This is a genomic window from Microbulbifer aggregans (genome assembly GCF_001750105.1).
Lineage (GTDB): Bacteria > Pseudomonadota > Gammaproteobacteria > Pseudomonadales > Cellvibrionaceae > Microbulbifer > Microbulbifer aggregans.
The window spans coordinates 3,327,299-3,344,185 of record NZ_CP014143.1; the positions used below are offsets into that span (position 1 = coordinate 3,327,299).

Below are 16,887 nucleotides of genomic sequence, written 5' to 3' on the forward strand. Positions count from 1 at the left end.
TCACTCAGGTCTGTTGTTCCGCTGCCTTTTCCCCGACACCGAACAGGCTCTGCTCGGCGCCCTCAACCTCCATCTGCGCAGCCATTAACCGACCGCGCTCGGCCGGGAAGGCCTGAACGATGCCCATGGTCAGCTCACGCAGATAGCGCGCCGGATCACCCATGGTGCCTGAGGTGCCGCTGGCCTTGAGGGCATTGGCGGCAATACTGAAACCACACTCGGCCACAACGCCCTTGCACAACCGCCACTGTTTGACCACTTCGTGCTTGGAGGCAATCGGAGGCTCACTGGTTTCCAGCTGCAGCTGCCTCCGCAGCCACAAAATCGACGTCTGCAAGTCGACCATCATCTTGCCGATGAGCTCCTGCTGATAAGGAGCTGTGCCAATGGGTTTCCCGGTGTCCGCAAACTTTTTCTCTGTGAGGTGTTTCAGGACATTCTGGTAGGCAGTGTGTGCGGCACCGGCGTAGCCACATACTGCAGCCATCTGATTGCCGACAAAGCTGCCTCGGCTCATCTGCATGCAACGGGTGAACGCGCCAGGGATCGCGAGGGACATTTCGTCCGGAACAAAGTAATTCTCCAGCACGATGCCACCGGAGCTGGTACCGCGCATACCGATGGCATCCCACGGTGCCCGCGGGCGCACGCCATCGCCATCGCGATCGACGAAGAAGGTGCATAGCCCTTCCGCAGTGTCATATCCATCGAGGCTGGCGGTCACCAAATACTTGTCCGCAACCCCTGTGCCAGTGCCGAACGACTTGACGCCATTCAGAAGGTAACCGCCATCGACCTTGCGAGCCTCGGTACTGATGGTGACGGCGGCTTTTTCCGATTTCACCGATTCACTGGCAAAGTTCGCGAACCAGAAACCATCACGTCCCATGCCGTAAAGCACCCGCTCGGCAAATTGCCGCACTTGCCGGGCCTCCTCCTCAGAAAAGAGTCCTGCCTCAAGCGCCTCCATCGCCAGCAACCCGCGCGAGGCGGCACTGCAATGGAAAAAGAACGCGAGCGAGGTCGAGGGACAGGCGGAGCCCAAAGCGAAGCAGGCCGCCGCCAGATCTCTGAGACCACCACCGAGACCACCGTATTCCGTGGGTATGATCAGCCCGAGCAAGCCGGCCTCACTGAACTGGCGCACATGGGGCATATGAAACTGGGCGCTGGCATCCACCTCGCGCGCAGCTTCCCGCACCGCCGGCAGAACCGACTCCACAACTTCCGCGCGGGCGCGCTCGGCCTGGTTCATATCCTCGAGCAGTATTTCACCGGTGAGCTTCATTTTTATTCCCTACCCGTTTTCATCCTGTTTAATCAATCTGGCAAAGCCAGAAATTTCTTAGGTATTGTTTTTCAGCAGGGCACGCAGTGCTTCACTACTCTCGCTACCAATCAGCCCACCGATCTGATTCCAGACCTTGTCGACATCCGGGTCAAAAATAATCTCGCGATTGCGGCGATCTCGCTCTGCCAGCGCAGCACTGTCGACCGCCTCAAGTGCCTTGTCACTTACCCCTTTTTCCAGCACGGAAAACCAGTGTTCCAGGTATGCGTTGACAGTCCCATCGAGTGCCTTGAACGCATCCATGGTGGTGCGATGTACAAGCATCCATGGCGACATCACCGCCAACTGGCGAATATCCAGTTGTGCCTCGCTTAATCCTTCCATTGCACGTCCAGCTTTGCAGGCGTCTGTCAGGGGCGTATAGACCTCATCCATGTAGGCCAGGTTGGCCCCGAGGTCGAGACGGGGAACCAGATCGAGGTGGAATGCGCAGTGGCCGCCGGCACCAACCGAATCCAACGTGAAGTGTGGCACTGCGCTCTCGTCAGGAGTGAACGCAAATAACATATGGGAATCGAGGCCAATCTGCGGCACCACGATCGCACAGGTGACCAGCTGCTGCAGTGCCCCACCGGAAAAGACACGAACTTCACCAACTTTCCCCTGCGCCATCGGCACATGACTTTCGAGCGTCATGTACGGACCGCCATCGTCACCGGGGATTTCCGTGAGCCCGAGAGTTGCAATGATTCGGTCGCGGGTTTTCTGTGCCAGGGCCTCAGGAAGTGAAGCTGCGCTCATAGGTGACTCCGGGCTTCTTTTCGATGTTGTTGGTTAAGGATTGTGGGCAAGTCACCGCGGTGCCACATTGATAATTCTCAATAAGGCACCGCGCATTTTACCCCGCACTTATTGGCTGGTAATTGCGCCACACAACTTCCAGGGGCGACTGGCAACCAGGTCGGTGTTTCGGGAGACTTCCTTATTTCCGGCAGCCGCCGGGTGAATGGTGACGGCGAGCGATTGTGTGCCTGCCACCAGTCGATAAAGCTCGGGCTGACTGAGGAGGCCGTCGAAGGGGCGCTCTTTCCATGGTGTCATTACGGTGAAATCCCGCTGCAGGGCGGTCGCAAAACCCTGCCCCAGTGGCGAACTGATAGCGGCTGCCAGCAGGTTAATGCGGTTTTCCGCCGAGCGCTCCAGAAGCCCGGTTCGCAGCTCCCAGGCCTCCTGCGGCTCCAGAGGTACCACCGCGGTATCCACACCAGCCAGCGCCAGCAAACGGAAAGTTTCCGGATAGATACTGTCATCCGACGTGATCGCCGCGATACGGCCGAAGGGCAATTCCAGGGACTCGAACCCCACTGCCGGTATCGACCAGGCAAAGCGCTCACTGGGGTGCACCTGTCCCTGGCAGAACAAGACACCGGTCTCCCCCACCACCACCGCGCAATAGCGGAGCTGCCCGTCATCGCAGCGCATTGGCAGCGCCGTGGTAACGACTCCATCGCCGGCACAACACTGACGCAGTGACTCCACTATCTCACCCGAGAAGTCGAGTGCTGCGGGCAGATCCGCAGCAATGGCTTCTGCACTGAGAAGCGGCGGCACGGCTACCAGCTGGGCGCCAGCGACTACTGCTTCCCGCACCAGAGAAACCGCAGCGCGCAACCCATCCCGACCGTGCGTCAACGGATCGACAACAGTGGCAGCCACACTTTCAGCACCACACCATTGCGGATATGACTGTGTCGCCGGATCTGCGGCTATTGGCTGGTAAAGTTCCGGGCGGCGACTGGCAAAGATATCGGTACCATCGCCGCGGCGCTTGTCGTTCGCCAGCCCTGGCTGGATGTCGGCGTAGACTACCTCCTCTCGATCGGTAGACGCGCAGGCCAGCACAGTGCCATCCGGTGCAACGACCTGGCTCTCGCCCGCCCCACAGAGGAATTTCTGCGGTATGCCAGTGGCTTCACTCACAGGTACCAGCAGGGCTTCCGGCACCAGGGGCCCGACCTTATTGGCGGCAACAATAAACACATGATTTTCAGGCGCACGCACCGGCACATGAAGCGATCCTTCATCGCCAGCAAAAGAGTTGAGACTGTTGCATAGCAGCTCGGCGCCACGAAGTGCCAAAGTGCGCGGCGGCTCGTTGATCACACCGTCCATACAGGCATAGAGCCCGATGCGGCCCAGAGGTGTGTCCACTACCGGCCCCGGCTCTCGCGCCGACTCGAGAAAGTCATTTTCGTGACCGATATAGATCTGCTTGGTGTTGTCGGCAATCAGCTGCCCCTCGGGCGAGTACATCAAGCTTGAGCCGGTGATGGTGCCGTCATCTCGACGCACCGTGCAATTGACGACAACATGGATTCCCAGCGCACGTGCTTTCTCTGCTACTGCCTGCAGGAAGGCGCCATCGAGGGTGACTGATACCTCGGCGCAGTGCTCCTGGCTGTCGTACCAGGACAGGTGATTACAGAACTCCGGCAGCACCACCAGATCAGGCCGCACCTCGGCGGCCTGGTCCAGCATGCGCAACACCGTGCCCAGATTTTCCTCCACGTCGGTGCCCACATGGAATTGTGCCGCCGCCACTCGGATGGTTTTATTGTTCATGGGTGATCTGCCTCCCGGACAGCAAGGTCCCCGCCGGTCGGGGGAAAGCCAGTGAAAGCCACAGTTACGACTGGGCCACTACGATTTGTTATAAACTACTATCATTATATCTTTTTAACAATAATCCAAATATGATGCTGGGGCGTAAGGGGAAATAGGACCCCGACAGTACAAGTCAGCCACCTTTATACCCCATCAGAGAGGCGTCACTATGGCCAATCAACAGGCACGCCGGATTCTCGGCCTGCGTCTTGCGGATGACGTATCCGGCACCAACGTTCTGACCTTCTATTTCGCCTGTCTGGCGACCATCATGTTCGCCTCCTTCATTCCTCAGAGCCAACCCTTCCTGCTTACAGAATTTCTCGGCATCGCCCCGGAGCGGCATGGGATGGTCAGCGGACTGCTGAACTTCTGGGCGGAAATCGCCATCATCATCGCCGTGGCCATATTTGGCCCACTCTCGGATCGTTTTGGCCGCCGCCCTATTACCGGCTTCGGCTTCCTGGTGATGTCTGCCGGGATCGCGCTCTACCCCCATGCCCGGGACATCACGGAATTACTGATGGTGCGTCTTGCCTATGCTGTTGGCCTCGCGGCGGTTACCACCACCATCGTGGCGCTGATTGCCGACTATGTGCAGGATGAGAGCCGCGGGCGTGCCACCGGGCTGCAGGGCGTGATGAACGGCATCGGCGCCATGATCTGTGTTTTCCTGCTACTGCAACTTCCAGCCATCCTGCAAAAGGGCGGCGCCACAGCCCACGAAGCCGGCATCCAGACCTACAGTCTCGTCGCCGCCATCTCCTTCATCACCGGCGTTCTGATGCTGATTGGGCTGAAGCCCGGTGCGCGTACAAAAGGGGAACACAGCGAAAGCCTGCTGAGCATCACTAGAAATGGCCTTCACGCAGCGCGGGACCCCCTCATAGCGCTGGCCTATGGAGCCTCCTTTGTGGCACGCGGCAACCTGATGATTGTGGGGACCTTCTTTACCCTCTGGGTAACCAATTACGGCACCACGGAAATGGGGATGAGCCGTGCGGACGCACTGGCGCGGGCCGGCATGATCGTCGGTATCGCGCAGGGTTGCGCACTGCTAGCCGCACCGCTGTTTGGCATCCTGGCTGACAAAATCACCCGTGTGCGCGCCCTCAGCATCGCCCTGCTCGTCTCAGCGGTCGGCTACGGTTCGACGTTTTTTATTCATGACCCGTTCGCTACCGGGATGATCATTTGCGCAGCGCTGATTGGTCTCGGTGAGATCGGCTGTATCATCACCAGCGGTGTACTGGTCGCCCAGCAAGCTCCGCCATCTCATCGCGGTGCCGTCATCGGCTTCTTCACCCTGTCCGGTGCGGTCGGCATTCTGGTGGCCAGTGTGATCGGGGGATATCTATTCGATGCATGGCGGGCCTCCGGACCGTTTGTATTCTTCAGTGGAGTCGCGCTGTTAGTGCTGATTTGGGCCATCGTCCTTGAAAGACGTACAACACGAACCAGTTCGCAGAGCCAGTTGGTTGGTGACGTAGCGGCGTAAGAGAGACCTGCTCAGCAAAATAAAAAAAGCCCGCTGAAGCGGGCTTTTTTTGTAGCCTAAATTGAATCCAGAACTGCCCTGCTTACAGTCACCGGACCTTAGGACAATTGAAAAGCAGCCCGCTCCCCGGCCAGTGCGGCATTCCTCGCCTGGATGGCAGCTCTAAGGGTAGCGAAGAGGCTGATCACAAAGAGAAGCTCCGCTGTATTACCCGCAATGAAGCTCCAGTCGCGGCCGGCAGTAGCGCCATTGACTAAAAATATCTGCAAGGCACCAGCAAAAAGCCAGGGCCAGTTTGCCCTGCGCCACAACCAACCGCCGGCAACCACCACAACCAGGTTGACCAGGATAGTGGCAATAGGAGGCTGGCTGTCCGCAGCCACAAGGCGGGGGTAGTAATCTGCCGCTACCAGCTCCAGGGTAGCCAGGTCATAGAGGTAACCGTAGACCACAGCGAGCAACGCAAGAATCCATGCCGTGCCGAATAACCACGAGCGCGTCTGCGCACGCCTAATATAAAGACCCAGAACACTGGCAACAAAGACCAGTAAAAAAGGTAATAACATGGCATGCACCCAGAAACGCAGTGTGCTCATTGGCCAATAGATCGCGGATGTGTGCAGTGATGGACCCAGAGCAACCACCAGGTTGTCAAAAGCCAATGCCAGTACCAGGCAACGCAAGAACAGGAGAGGAAAGCCGGACGGCGGCAGCCGCAGGCTCCACAGGAACAGTCCGAGATGACAAAGTGCCAGCGCGGCAAAAATAGGGCTGAGCATGTGCTTGCCTCATAAAAAATAAGCGCCCTGCGACCCGATCAGAGTCCGCAAGGCGCCGATATGGCAGTGATCTCAGTTGAGCAGCACCCCGATTTCCTGCTCAACAATAGCCTGTTGCTGATCCCGGGAAATCTGTGCCGGGTTGTCACCATCCTGCAGGGTGTCCGTGTAGTAAAACTGAGTGTGGTTACCACCCTCGATACGGACGTATTTTGTATGGGACGGTAGTCGCGCCTTGCTGTCCTCAATATCCTGCTCGGTGGTTAAACCATCGACACCTCCCCAGATGGAGACCACAGGAATATCAAGCGTCGTCAGGTACGTCAGGTCATTGGAATAGGCTGCCAGAAGGAAGAGTGCATCGACCCGATCCCAGGAAGCGCGGTTGACGTTGACATAGTCAGCCGCAACGACACCACCCAATGAGTGGCCACCAATCACCCAGCCGTTTACCTCATCCCTCCAGTAGTGCTTCACATAATCAGCGTAGTGAGTGCCGAGGATTCCCAGATTAAAGGGCGGCGTTACCACAGCGGCATAGTACCCGAGATCGGCAAAGTGACGGGCGAGCGGGGCATAAGCGCGAGGATCCACAAATCCGCCCGGATAAATAATCAGCCCCCGGGAAGAGACCGGCTGGGCTGGCTCGAAACCGAAAAACAGGGAAACCCCGGTCCAGTCGCGCTTCTGGAACACTTTGACCGTGGATGAAGAGGTCATTGCGGCGTCCACTTCGGACTGGGCATCGGCAAAAGCGAGCGCGTGGAAACAAAAGATGAAAGCGAGAAGGCCTATATTCCGCGCAAAGTTGGTTTTGAACATGTCTCTCTCCCTGGTGAGTTTTTGTAGACAAAGCCTATGACTTTAAAAGCCCTAAACGCACAGCAATTTCGCCCCACAAACAGACCCCGGGACACAAACAGCCTGAAGGGACCATTCAGGCAGTACGGGATTCATAGTTCGAAAATAAATCCCGTTTGTTGAAGCCGGCCGTAAGGAAGCGCCAAAAGGCCTTGCGCCCGGTAAGCCATGCCACCCTGGTGCCTGATTTTTTTGCACTCAGCATTCCCTGCACCAGATATGGGGTGACCGTCTCGACGGTGTCGCCGAGGATATTGAGAATTTTTCGGGTTTTCTGCCATTCAGGCGATGAAAAATCGTAGTCGCCCACCAGCAGGTCCGTCACCACGATCCCGGGGCTCAGCGTATTGACCTGCACAGCGGTCCCTTTCACTTCCTTCTGTAACGCGGCGGTTAGGTAATTGAGCGCACGCTTGGTCGCGCCATAGGCGGCCATGCCGGCATTGGTCTGGCCGGTGCTGCCAAACCCCTCCATGTTCCAGATTTGCCCAGCCCCCTGTTTTTGCATGCCGGCCAACGCGACCTTGCAGGCCAAAAGCAGGCCGGTGAGATTGGTATCCACGATACGGCGCAGGTCTGCGGCGAATTGCTCGGCAAGGGGCTTGCGGACAATGCTCATGCCGGCGTTGTTGATCCAGATATCCACCGGACCGGCACTGCTAGCAAATGCCCACAGGCCCTCGAGGTCCTGCTCAGATGTGATGTCGCAGGCAATCCCTGCCACCGCATTGTCGCCGTGAATTGATCGCAGCTCCCGAACCGCCTCATCAACCTTGCTTTGGGACCGGGCACTGATAATCACCCGACACCCGCTCGCCAGGAAGTTTTCCGCAAGTCCTCGCCCTATACCGCGCGTACTGCCTGTTATCACTACCGTCTTCATGGATCCACCCCCGCTTTTTACACGCACCCTGTTTCAACGCACCGGTAACAGCTCTGGTCGCCGCCAACATTTTGAGCTATTGTTATATCAATAACATATTTAATTCAAGATCGTCACGATATGTCAAAGAGTTTGCCCGACATCAACACTCCCGCAGAAACCAGCTACCCCACCTTCCCGATCGGCTCGGTGGGTTACAACCTGATGCTGATGCGCGGTACCTGGCACGATCAGGTGGAGCTGTTTCACCTGGACGGCCGGCCGCTGGAAGACGATACCGCCGCAGGCAGTGGAACGCCTGGCCCCAGCCCTTTTGACAACCTGGTCTATCTGGACTTTGACGGCCACAGGCTGCAACTCACCAACGTCCACTTTCGCGGCCGCACACCAACCGCCAAAACCTTTACCGGCCAGTTGCGCGATAATCTGCTGGTGTTTGACCCGCTGGGCCCTGGGGCCTATGAAAATATCGGTGTGTCTGGAGGGGTAGGCATTCTGACTTTCAACGCCCTGCGCCTGAATACGGCCTGCAAGGTGTATATGGAGCCCGACTTCATCATGCTGACAGCACCCGGGCAGCGGGTGCGGCATACGGTTCTCTACCGGGATGGGGTCGCCACCCGTACGCTGACCGCTCGCGGCGTGCGCCTCTCCCCGACCTGTGACCGGCGCCACGAACTCGATCCACGTGGCAGCGACGGGCCTGTTCACGAAACCCCGTTCCGTTCCTCTATCTGGGCTCACCTCGGGTAACCATCAGGTTACCCGCCCCCTCTCTTCGCCAGCTTTTCCTTCATCGCTTGACAATTATCATCCACTGAGGAAAAACACCTTCTTATGCTGCGGACATAGTCCGTGGCGGTAGGCCTCTGTTGGCCGACAAAAACAATAACGATTGGGAAGTTACGAATGCAGGAGTATCGAGTCTGGGAGTGCCTGGTTTGCGGCTGGGTGTACGACGAATCCAAGGGTGCACCCGAAGACGGCATTGCCCCAGGGACTCGCTGGGAAGATATTCCCAGTGACTGGCAGTGCCCGGAATGCGGTGTGGGCAAAGAAGATTTCGAGATGATCCGGGTTTGCCATGCTGCGGCGGATGCAGCGGGCTCGGGCGAGCAGGAGAAAATTGCAAGCAGCCCCACCCCTGAAGCTCCTGCCGAAGCGGAAGCCGCTTTCGAGCACATCGACCACACTCGCGACCCGGTGGTGATTGTCGGTACCGGCCTGGCCGGCTACCACCTGGCAAAAGAACTGCGCAAGCTCGACCAGCGCACCCCGCTGGTGATCATCTCTGCCGACAATGGCGATAGTTACCACAAACCCCAGCTTAGTATGGCGTTTCACAAGGTACGGACCCCCGAGCAGCTCGTCAGTAACAGTGCGCGGGAAATGGCATTGAGTCTCCGGGCACAGATACTGACCTTTACCCAGGTCACGGCCATCGATTCAGCAAGCCGTTGCCTGACCCTCAAGGCCGGCCTACAGAGCCAGCGCCTGCATTACGACAAGCTGGTACTGGCACTGGGCGCGGAACCAGTGGAAGTGGCAGTTGGGGGCGATGCTGCGGGATGCGCTTTCCGTATCAATGATCTTCAGGACTTTCAGCGATTTTACACGGCCGCCGCCGGGACCAAGTCTGTACTGGTGATTGGCGGAGGACTGATCGGCTGCGAGTATGCCAATGACCTGATTCAGTCTGGATTCCAGGTGCATGTAATAGACCCCCAGACACACGCACTGGGCAGTCTCCTGCCGGACAATGCCTCCAGACTGGTCGAGAAATCGCTCAGCGAAGCCGGCGTGCAGTTCCATCTTGGTACGACGGTCATCTCCCTCGATTACTGTAGCGGCGGTATTCAGGCCGTTCTGGACAACGGCACACAACTTCAGGTTGACCGGGTAATCAGCGCTATCGGGGTGCGTCCACGGATCACGCTTGCACAGACGAACGGAATCCCGGTAAACCGGGGGATAGTCACCGATCGCTATCTTGCCACCGGAAGCGAGCACATCTACGCCCTGGGAGACTGCGCTGAAGTCGACGGCCACAATCTGTGCTATGTCGCACCCCTGCTGGCCGGCGCCCGCGCCCTGGCGCTTACCCTCACCGGAACACCGACACAGGTGACTTACGACAATATGCCTGTCAGCATCAAAACAACACTGTGCCCGGTCACCGTATCCGCACCGCCGCCCGGCACGGAAGGGCAATGGCAATATGATCGCGATGACGACAAAGGTGTGGCGGCCCGTTTTACTGACGGCGACCGGCAGTTGCTTGGCTTCGCTCTGGTCGGTGATGCCTGCAGCCAGTCGGCTGAGCTCAGCGAACAGGCGCCACCAATCATGCAGAATTGATTTTTGCCAAGGCGCAACCCCACACGTAGATTAGGATGACCCGAAGAGTGACCGAACCAGGCCCGAACCCGGCCATGGTGCGTCGCAGTCACGCAGAACCGGTAGCAGAAATATGAGCAACGACAAGAAACCCAGTAACTGGCAACAAGCCATCGAAGGTGAGTGGCACGGCCTGCCCTCACTGTTCGAAGCCGATGGCACGCACGTGGGCTACAACAAAGTCAGCCGCGCCAGCGAGTTTGAAAACGGTCGCACCACTTACTGGATGAATACCCGCTTTGATGCGACAGGTCCACTGAATGATCGCTTCGAAATTGGCTCGCCCTTCCGCTTTGGTGTAATCGACTCCGACATGGACCGGATTTATACCGGCCCTGACTTTTTCGGCAGTGGCCGCCCATATGGCCTGCTGGTGGATTCCAACTACTTTTCTCCCGGCTGGAACGTCAACCTGCGGACCATGAACCATGTGGTGCCCGAACTGGGAATCCAGGTCTACTCGTCTCAGCTATTTGAGGCCGATACGCTGGTGGGGGTTTTCAATGGGCTCTACGTCGTCACCCATGACCACCAAACCAATTCCACCACCCAGAAGCGCGTTGATGCATTTCTGGAGAAAGAAAAATCAGATGGTAAACGCCCGTTCAACCTACCGGTAAAACATGCTGGCAGATTCTCCGGGCGCTTTGAGGTGTATAACGACCAGCAGGAACTGGTGGGCCATAACGATGTTGTCATTCACCACAACCCCCTCAACCTGCTGCACTCGGAACAGACCATCGAAGTGAGCGGCGTAGTGAATGCCAGCTGGAAAGCCATGCGTACCCGCAATGGCAACCACCATCAATACCATGGCCCGGATATGTACGGCAATGGCATGTCATACGGACGCTATCTCTATTCCGTACGACATGTATACGGCGAGGCTTTCAAGCTGTGGTCGCGGGAAACGCAGGTGGATGAGGACTACACCCTGGTCTGCGCCTGGCAGTTTATGCAGTCACAGAAAGAAAAATATACCACCTTCGGCGTACTGCGCTGGGAACAGGGTGACCTGAAACTGGGAGCAAACCATGTCGATTGAAGCAGGACTACTGGCTCCGGCCATTCCCCATATTGCAGAACACCAGCATACTGTCGAACCCCTGCAATTGCGTCAGGTGTTCGGTCAATTCGCAACCGGAGTCACCATTGTCACCACCGGCAGTGAGACCGGTGAGGCTGTGGGGATGACAGTAAGCAGCTTTAACACCGTTTCTCTTGAACCACCCCTGATTCTCTGGTGTATCGACAAGAAAACGGGTTGCTTCGAGGCATTCAACCACTGCGAACATTTCGCCATTCATGTGCTGAGCCAGGAACAGGAGGCGCTCTCCAGCCTGTTCGCCCGCCGCGGTGTAGAAAAGTTTTCCAGCCTGGATCATCACTTCAGTGAACATGGGGTGCCGCTGCTGCATGAATACTGTGCCCGCCTCCAGTGCACACTGACAGCCCGCCATGAGGGTGGTGATCACCTCATCATGGTCGGCCGCGTAGACACCATGCACACCCAGGATCGCTCACCATTGATATTCCACCGCGGTCATTACGCCCGTATTGCCTGAATTCCACATCCCAACTCTGTCATACTTCGCCGGCAGTGATCCTGCCGGCCTTTTTATTACCCGCATACAAAAAAGGGAGCCCTTGTCAGGCTCCCTTGCGAAACAGTTTTCTCGCTCAGGCCAGTGCCCGGCGTTCGCTCGTCGCGTACTGGAACCCTTTCGGTAGCCCAGCATCGGGTATAAAACCGTAAAGCGGTTCCTCAGGCAGTGCATTGGAAAGGATTTCACGGGCTTGCATCAGCCGAGGGAAATTTATACCGGTTGGATATCCCATCGCCTCGAGCAGGAAGACCAGGTCCTCGGTGACGATATTGCCACTCGCCCCGGGAGCAAAAGGACAACCACCAATCCCGCCCATGGACGAGTCTACGGTAGTAATCCCCTCTTCTATCGCGGCGAGCACATTCGCCAATCCCTGGCCACGAGTGTTGTGTAAATGGACTCCGTGTAGCGCATCGCGTCCCAGATTTTCCCAGACACGACGAATCAGCCTGCGGACCTGTACCGGGTTCGCATAACCAGTGGTATCAGACAGTCCCACTTCATCACACCCTGCCGCAAGCAGGGCTTCCCCCAGACGCAATACAGCGTCTTCAGAGACCGGGCCCTCGAGTGTGCACCCGAAACATGTCGAGAGGCTCCCCTCGAAGCTTGGCCGCTGATCTGCGGGCATTTGTTCCAGCAAGGCGCGGATCCCGCGCACTTCTTCCAGAACCTGCGGGTGTGTCCTGCGCAGGTTCTTCAGGCTATGGGTCTCACTCACCGAGAGAGGAATGGTCAGCTTGTGCGCGCCCGCGGCCAATGCATCCTGTGCACCGCGCAGGTTGGGCACCAGCACCGCCACAGTCAGCCCCGGTATCGTTCTGGCATAGCGAACGATCTCGGCAGTATCGGCCAGTTGCGGCAAAATTTTGGCCGGGACAAAGGAGCCGACCTCGATTTCCCGGATACCCGCTGCAGCCAAAGCTGCAATCCAGCGCTTCTTGTCCTCTGTCGCCATGATGCTGGCAATACTCTGAAGGCCGTCACGCGGCCCTACTTCACTGATTTCAATTTGCTTATCGCTCAATGTCTTGTCGCCCCCCAATTACACTTACCGCAACGCCACCTGCCATTTCCGGACAGACTCTTGATCTATTGTTATATTATTATATCATATTCTTCAGCAGCGACGTAAACCTACGCTGGAAACTGGAGAGCCTCCATGGCGCATCAGGAAGTCTTGCCGCTAGCCGGTATCAAAGTGGTCGAATTTACCCACATGGTGATGGGGCCTGCAGCTGGGGGGATCCTCGCCGACCTGGGCGCGGACGTCACCAAGGTTGAGCCCTGCCAGGGTGACAACACCCGGCGTCTGCAGGGCTCCGGCGCGGGTTACTTTGCCATGTATAACCGCAACAAGCGCAGTCTGGCGCTGGACCTTAAATCTACCGAGGGCAAGGATGTCGCCCTGCGCCTGGTGGACGACGCGGATGTGGTCATCGAGAATTTCCGCCACGGGGCAATGGATCGACTGGGGCTCGGTTATGGAGAGCTGAGCGCTCGCAACCCTCGTCTGATCTACTGCTCACTAAAAGGGTTTCTCAGCGGTCCTTACGAGCATCGCACGGCGTTGGACGAAGTCACCCAAATGATGGGGGGACTTGCCTATATGACCGGCCTCCCCGATCGCCCCTTGCGCGCAGGAACTTCAGTGGTGGACATCACCGGCGGCATGTTCGGCGTCATCGCCATTCTCGCCGCCCTGCAGCAGCGCCACTCCACTGGGCACGGCCAGCAAGTGACCAGTTCCCTGTTTGAAACCACGGCCTACCTGGTGGGACAGCATATGGCGCAGCAGGCGGTTTCCGGCGAGGAGCCGCCCCCCATGTCGGTACGACGCAGCGCCTGGTCGGTATACGATATCTTCCATAGTGCCGAGGGTGAGCGGGTTTTTGTTGGTGTTGTGAGTGATACCCTCTGGCGCGCCTTCTGCAGCGAATTTAATCTCGATGATCTGGCCGCAGACCCCGCTTTGGCCAGTAACGCCGGGCGAGTGGCCGCTCGGGACCGCCTGTTGCCGCGTATCAAAGCACTGTTTGCCAGCTTGCCGAAAGCCGAGATGATGGCGCGGCTCGACCGTGCCGGCATCCCCTTTGCCCCCATCAACAAGCCCGCCGACCTCTTCGATGATCCACACCTGAACGCCGCTGGTGGTTTGGTGAAGGTCACCCTTGAAGATGGCCAGCGCATCAGCCTGCCTGCATTGCCTGTGGAATTCGATGGCCAGCGTCCCGGTGTTCGCCGCGATCTGCCCGCAGCAGGTGAGCATAGCGTGGAAGTGGCGCAGTCACTGGGATTGAGTGAGGCGCGGATCGATGCCCTCATTGAGCACGGGGTACTGAAGGGCAGCCGGCAGCCGGAGTCCACTAGCTGACTTTCCGCAACGTAGACAGGACAGAACTTTGCGTTTAGGCTGCTGGAAGATCAATTCTGAGGGCAGAGGACTGTGAACAGCCCCGTGCTGAAACCACCGGAGACATTTTTCCACTCCAAGCTATTTCGCGGCCTTGGCAATGAGGAACTGGCGGAACTGACGGCCATTTGTCAGCGCAAACGCTTGTCCGCAGGCGACAAACTGATCGAGCAGCATAGTGCTGCGCAAAATGTGTACGTGGTCGTTTCCGGAACCCTGATGATTGAGCGGCTGTCCCGCTCAGGCCGCCGCCAGGTTATCGCGTTCTCTTATTCCGGTGACTACATCGGATTTACCAACACCGAAGAATATGAATACAGCGTCGTGGCCCTGCGTGAGACTGAACTGCAGGTTTTCCCCCGTCGCGATTTCCTCACCCTGGTGGACCGCTTCTCCACGCTGAAGACGAATGCTCGTCAGATCGGCGGCAATGTACTGGCACAGACTCTCGACCAACTCTTCGCACTGGGACAGAAAAAGGCCCACGAGCGCCTGTGCTTCCTGCTCGCCCAGATCAGCCGCCGTCAATGCGGCACGCAAAATGCCGATATTGAACTGATTATGAGCCGTCAGGATATTGCCGATTATCTGGGCCTCACGATCGAAACTGTCAGCCGCGCCTTTGCCCGCCTTAAAACCATGCAGCTGATCGAAATCGTAAGCGCTCACCGCATTCGCGTTCTCGACCGCAGTGTGCTGGAAGAGCTGGCCAGCGTGAACTGACACCGGAATTCCTCCCGGCCAAGCTGCCATCTGCAGAGCTGGCCATGCGACCCGCCCAAGTTGACAATTGTCATGGGCAACCTCAAGCACATCGCTAGACTACGGGAAAATCCTCGCAAGTTGCGGAGTTTCCCATGGCAGATGCAGATCGGCAGGTGCCGCCCTCCTGGAACGTAGTCGGGCGTCACGGCGTCTTTCCAGAAGCCCGCCATGACGACGTGGCACGTTTCAACTTCCTGACCAATCTCAATATTCACCTGGCTTCCCAGGTGCTACCCGGTGTGCGCAAGGCTTATGATTATCGTGTTGAACGCGGTGCTACGCCAACAAACCGGCGCGAAGTGGGTGAATTACTCAAGCGCGAACCCATGTATCAGTTTTGGAGTAGCATGCGCCGCAACACCATGGAGATGCGACAGCAAAATAGTCGCGCCATGGTCTTCCGGCAACTACCCGAACTGGTAGAAAAAGCCCGCCAACTGAATCAGGACAGTGAGACTTTGCAGCTGGATAGCGCTGTGGAAATTCCCCGCTATATCAGCGCTGTGGATATTCACTGTATGCCCGGGGGCTATCACACCGAATACTGTGAAGACGATATCGCGGCGGGAGCCAATTACGACAGCGGGATTTTTGTCACCACTGCCGGCATGCTTGGCCGCTACAGTGATGGTGGCGGCCAGGCACTTGCCAAGTGGCTGCGTGACGAGGCGGAATCCGGTTTCCGGCCACGCCGCATTCTCGACATCGGCTGTACCGTTGGGCACAACATCGTGCCGCTGGCACAGGCTTTCCCCGATACCGAAATCCTTGCCATTGACGTCGCCCCGCCAGTGCTGCGTTATGCCAATGCCCGAGCAAAATCACTGGGCGTGGATAACATCACTTTCCGACAGGAAAACGCTGAGTCTATTAATGCCGAGGACGGCAGTTTTGATTTGATCATTACCTGTATGTTTCTGCACGAAACATCCAGTCGCGCCCTGCCGCGCATCCTTGCGGAAACCCACCGCTTGCTGGCTGATGGTGGCAAGGTGGTGCATATCGAACAGCCACAATTCAGCCCTGACATGCCGCTCTACGAACAATTCATGCGTGACTGGGATACCCGCAACAACAACGAACCCTTCTGGGGCACCCTGCACGACCTGGATCTGTTCGAGGCCATGGAGCAGGCCGGCTTCGAGCGGGAAAAAATCACTACCCAGGGGCTGTTTGCCGTGGTCGATGAGACGCTGTTTCCCAGCGCCGCCAAAGCGGCGACAGACAATGAGGACTACGGGCGTAAACCGGCCTGGCACGCTTATATTGCCAGCAAGTGACCTGAAACCGCGATCAACCAGTTATTCGGAGCGAGATCATGACGCTGGACCCGATCACCATGGCGGGCAACAAAGCCCGCGGCAAGCGCCCCTCCTATTTCAAGGAGGCTGACACAGACCGCCTGATGGCGATTCTAATGGCCTTGGCCGGAGAACTGGCTGTCACCCGCGAGCGGGTAGACACTCTCGAGCGATTATTGGCGGCGCGAGGCCTGCTAGAGCGGGAAGCAATAGAAAACTACGAACCGGACAGCGATGCGGCCCGGGAACGGGGACTCTGGCATCAGGACTTTATCGCCCGGATTCTGCGCGTTGTCCAACAGGAGATCGAACAGTTTGATGAAGACCGCCAGGCACGGCGGCAAGCGCGGGAAGAAAATGTCAGCGCCACGACTGAGCTCGAAGAGCTTATTGACGAGCTGGCAAGCACTTGACCTGAAAAAGGCGGG

16 protein-coding genes are annotated in these 16,887 nt (G+C 57.7%); 9 read left to right on the top strand and 7 right to left on the bottom strand.

Going from position 1 to position 16,887, the window contains the following annotated elements; translation table 11 throughout:
- Positions 1-4: 4 nt before the first annotated feature.
- The 3 genes from AUP74_RS14530 to AUP74_RS14540 all read right to left on the bottom strand — a co-directional run bounded on the left by AUP74_RS14530 (position 5) and on the right by AUP74_RS14540 (position 3,913).
- Entirely contained in the window at positions 5-1,288 is a 1,284-nt protein-coding gene (locus tag AUP74_RS14530; RefSeq protein WP_069948178.1) for an acyl-CoA dehydrogenase family protein, read from the bottom strand.
- A 57-nt stretch (positions 1,289-1,345) separates the two neighbouring features.
- Positions 1,346-2,092 (bottom strand): hypothetical protein, encoded by a 747-nt coding sequence (locus tag AUP74_RS14535; protein ID WP_069948179.1) that lies wholly within the window; start codon positions 2,090-2,092, stop codon positions 1,346-1,348.
- Between the two features lie 108 nt (positions 2,093-2,200).
- Complete coding sequence (locus AUP74_RS14540; RefSeq protein WP_069948180.1) at positions 2,201-3,913, bottom strand: nitrilase-related carbon-nitrogen hydrolase; 1,713 nt, start codon at positions 3,911-3,913, stop codon at positions 2,201-2,203.
- A gap of 211 nt (positions 3,914-4,124) precedes the next feature.
- On the opposite strand from AUP74_RS14540, the gene AUP74_RS14545 reads away from it, so the two are divergent.
- Positions 4,125-5,453, top strand: a complete 1,329-nt coding sequence (locus AUP74_RS14545; protein ID WP_069948181.1) for an MFS transporter — start codon at positions 4,125-4,127, stop codon at positions 5,451-5,453.
- 98 nt (positions 5,454-5,551) lie between these two features.
- On the opposite strand, the gene AUP74_RS14550 is transcribed toward AUP74_RS14545, so the two are convergent.
- The 3 genes from AUP74_RS14550 to AUP74_RS14560 all read right to left on the bottom strand — a co-directional run bounded on the left by AUP74_RS14550 (position 5,552) and on the right by AUP74_RS14560 (position 7,976).
- Positions 5,552-6,232: a hypothetical protein gene (locus tag AUP74_RS14550; RefSeq protein WP_069948182.1), complete on the bottom strand. Its 681-nt coding sequence runs from the start codon at positions 6,230-6,232 to the stop codon at positions 5,552-5,554.
- A 72-nt stretch (positions 6,233-6,304) separates the two neighbouring features.
- Positions 6,305-7,054 (bottom strand): alpha/beta hydrolase, encoded by a 750-nt coding sequence (locus tag AUP74_RS14555; RefSeq protein WP_069948183.1) that lies wholly within the window; start codon positions 7,052-7,054, stop codon positions 6,305-6,307.
- 115 nt (positions 7,055-7,169) lie between these two features.
- Complete coding sequence (locus AUP74_RS14560; protein ID WP_069948184.1) at positions 7,170-7,976, bottom strand: SDR family NAD(P)-dependent oxidoreductase; 807 nt, start codon at positions 7,974-7,976, stop codon at positions 7,170-7,172.
- A gap of 120 nt (positions 7,977-8,096) precedes the next feature.
- On the opposite strand from AUP74_RS14560, the gene AUP74_RS14565 reads away from it, so the two are divergent.
- From AUP74_RS14565 to AUP74_RS14580, 4 genes are all read left to right on the top strand, one after another.
- The gene (locus tag AUP74_RS14565; protein WP_069948185.1) at positions 8,097-8,729 is read left to right on the top strand and encodes a hypothetical protein; all 633 of its coding nucleotides are present in this window, start codon (positions 8,097-8,099) and stop codon (positions 8,727-8,729) included.
- Positions 8,730-8,885: 156 nt separating this feature from the next.
- Positions 8,886-10,334 (top strand): FAD-dependent oxidoreductase, encoded by a 1,449-nt coding sequence (locus tag AUP74_RS14570; protein WP_069948186.1) that lies wholly within the window; start codon positions 8,886-8,888, stop codon positions 10,332-10,334.
- 112 nt (positions 10,335-10,446) lie between these two features.
- On the top strand, positions 10,447-11,418 hold the full coding sequence (locus tag AUP74_RS14575; RefSeq protein ID WP_069948187.1) for a hypothetical protein: 972 nt from the start codon (positions 10,447-10,449) through the stop codon (positions 11,416-11,418).
- Positions 11,408-11,938: a flavin reductase family protein gene (locus tag AUP74_RS14580; protein ID WP_083261018.1), complete on the top strand. Its 531-nt coding sequence runs from the start codon at positions 11,408-11,410 to the stop codon at positions 11,936-11,938. Before AUP74_RS14575 ends, AUP74_RS14580 begins: the two co-directional genes overlap by 11 nt.
- Before the next feature lie 115 nt (positions 11,939-12,053).
- On the opposite strand, the gene AUP74_RS14585 is transcribed toward AUP74_RS14580, so the two are convergent.
- On the bottom strand, positions 12,054-13,007 hold the full coding sequence (locus tag AUP74_RS14585) for a hydroxymethylglutaryl-CoA lyase (RefSeq protein ID WP_069948936.1): 954 nt from the start codon (positions 13,005-13,007) through the stop codon (positions 12,054-12,056).
- Between the two features lie 135 nt (positions 13,008-13,142).
- On the opposite strand from AUP74_RS14585, the gene AUP74_RS14590 reads away from it, so the two are divergent.
- From AUP74_RS14590 to AUP74_RS14605, 4 genes are all read left to right on the top strand, one after another.
- Positions 13,143-14,354 carry a CaiB/BaiF CoA transferase family protein gene (locus AUP74_RS14590; protein WP_069948188.1) on the top strand — a complete coding sequence of 404 codons (1,212 nt, stop codon included), beginning with the start codon at positions 13,143-13,145 and terminating at the stop codon, positions 14,352-14,354.
- 72 nt (positions 14,355-14,426) lie between these two features.
- Positions 14,427-15,116 carry a Crp/Fnr family transcriptional regulator gene (locus AUP74_RS14595; RefSeq protein ID WP_069948189.1) on the top strand — a complete coding sequence of 230 codons (690 nt, stop codon included), beginning with the start codon at positions 14,427-14,429 and terminating at the stop codon, positions 15,114-15,116.
- Positions 15,117-15,250: 134 nt separating this feature from the next.
- On the top strand, positions 15,251-16,438 hold the full coding sequence (locus tag AUP74_RS14600) for a class I SAM-dependent methyltransferase (RefSeq protein ID WP_069948190.1): 1,188 nt from the start codon (positions 15,251-15,253) through the stop codon (positions 16,436-16,438).
- A 38-nt stretch (positions 16,439-16,476) separates the two neighbouring features.
- The gene (locus AUP74_RS14605; RefSeq protein WP_069948191.1) at positions 16,477-16,872 is read left to right on the top strand and encodes a hypothetical protein; all 396 of its coding nucleotides are present in this window, start codon (positions 16,477-16,479) and stop codon (positions 16,870-16,872) included.
- Positions 16,873-16,887 lie beyond the last annotated feature (15 nt).

What these genes read in the sequence shown, in the direction of transcription:
- AUP74_RS14530 (WP_069948178.1), bottom strand. Translation starts at nt 1,288, where the DNA reads ATGAAGCTCACCGGTGAAATACTGCTCGAGGATATGAACCAGGCCGAG.
- AUP74_RS14535 (WP_069948179.1), bottom strand. Translation starts at nt 2,092, where the DNA reads ATGAGCGCAGCTTCACTTCCTGAGGCCCTGGCACAGAAAACCCGCGAC.
- AUP74_RS14540 (WP_069948180.1), bottom strand. Translation starts at nt 3,913, where the DNA reads ATGAACAATAAAACCATCCGAGTGGCGGCGGCACAATTCCATGTGGGC.
- AUP74_RS14545 (WP_069948181.1), top strand. Translation starts at nt 4,125, where the DNA reads ATGGCCAATCAACAGGCACGCCGGATTCTCGGCCTGCGTCTTGCGGAT.
- AUP74_RS14550 (WP_069948182.1), bottom strand. Translation starts at nt 6,232, where the DNA reads ATGCTCAGCCCTATTTTTGCCGCGCTGGCACTTTGTCATCTCGGACTG.
- AUP74_RS14555 (WP_069948183.1), bottom strand. Translation starts at nt 7,054, where the DNA reads ATGTTCAAAACCAACTTTGCGCGGAATATAGGCCTTCTCGCTTTCATC.
- AUP74_RS14560 (WP_069948184.1), bottom strand. Translation starts at nt 7,976, where the DNA reads ATGAAGACGGTAGTGATAACAGGCAGTACGCGCGGTATAGGGCGAGGA.
- AUP74_RS14565 (WP_069948185.1), top strand. Translation starts at nt 8,097, where the DNA reads ATGTCAAAGAGTTTGCCCGACATCAACACTCCCGCAGAAACCAGCTAC.
- AUP74_RS14570 (WP_069948186.1), top strand. Translation starts at nt 8,886, where the DNA reads ATGCAGGAGTATCGAGTCTGGGAGTGCCTGGTTTGCGGCTGGGTGTAC.
- AUP74_RS14575 (WP_069948187.1), top strand. Translation starts at nt 10,447, where the DNA reads ATGAGCAACGACAAGAAACCCAGTAACTGGCAACAAGCCATCGAAGGT.
- AUP74_RS14580 (WP_083261018.1), top strand. Translation starts at nt 11,408, where the DNA reads ATGTCGATTGAAGCAGGACTACTGGCTCCGGCCATTCCCCATATTGCA.
- AUP74_RS14590 (WP_069948188.1), top strand. Translation starts at nt 13,143, where the DNA reads ATGGCGCATCAGGAAGTCTTGCCGCTAGCCGGTATCAAAGTGGTCGAA.
- AUP74_RS14600 (WP_069948190.1), top strand. Translation starts at nt 15,251, where the DNA reads ATGGCAGATGCAGATCGGCAGGTGCCGCCCTCCTGGAACGTAGTCGGG.
- AUP74_RS14605 (WP_069948191.1), top strand. Translation starts at nt 16,477, where the DNA reads ATGACGCTGGACCCGATCACCATGGCGGGCAACAAAGCCCGCGGCAAG.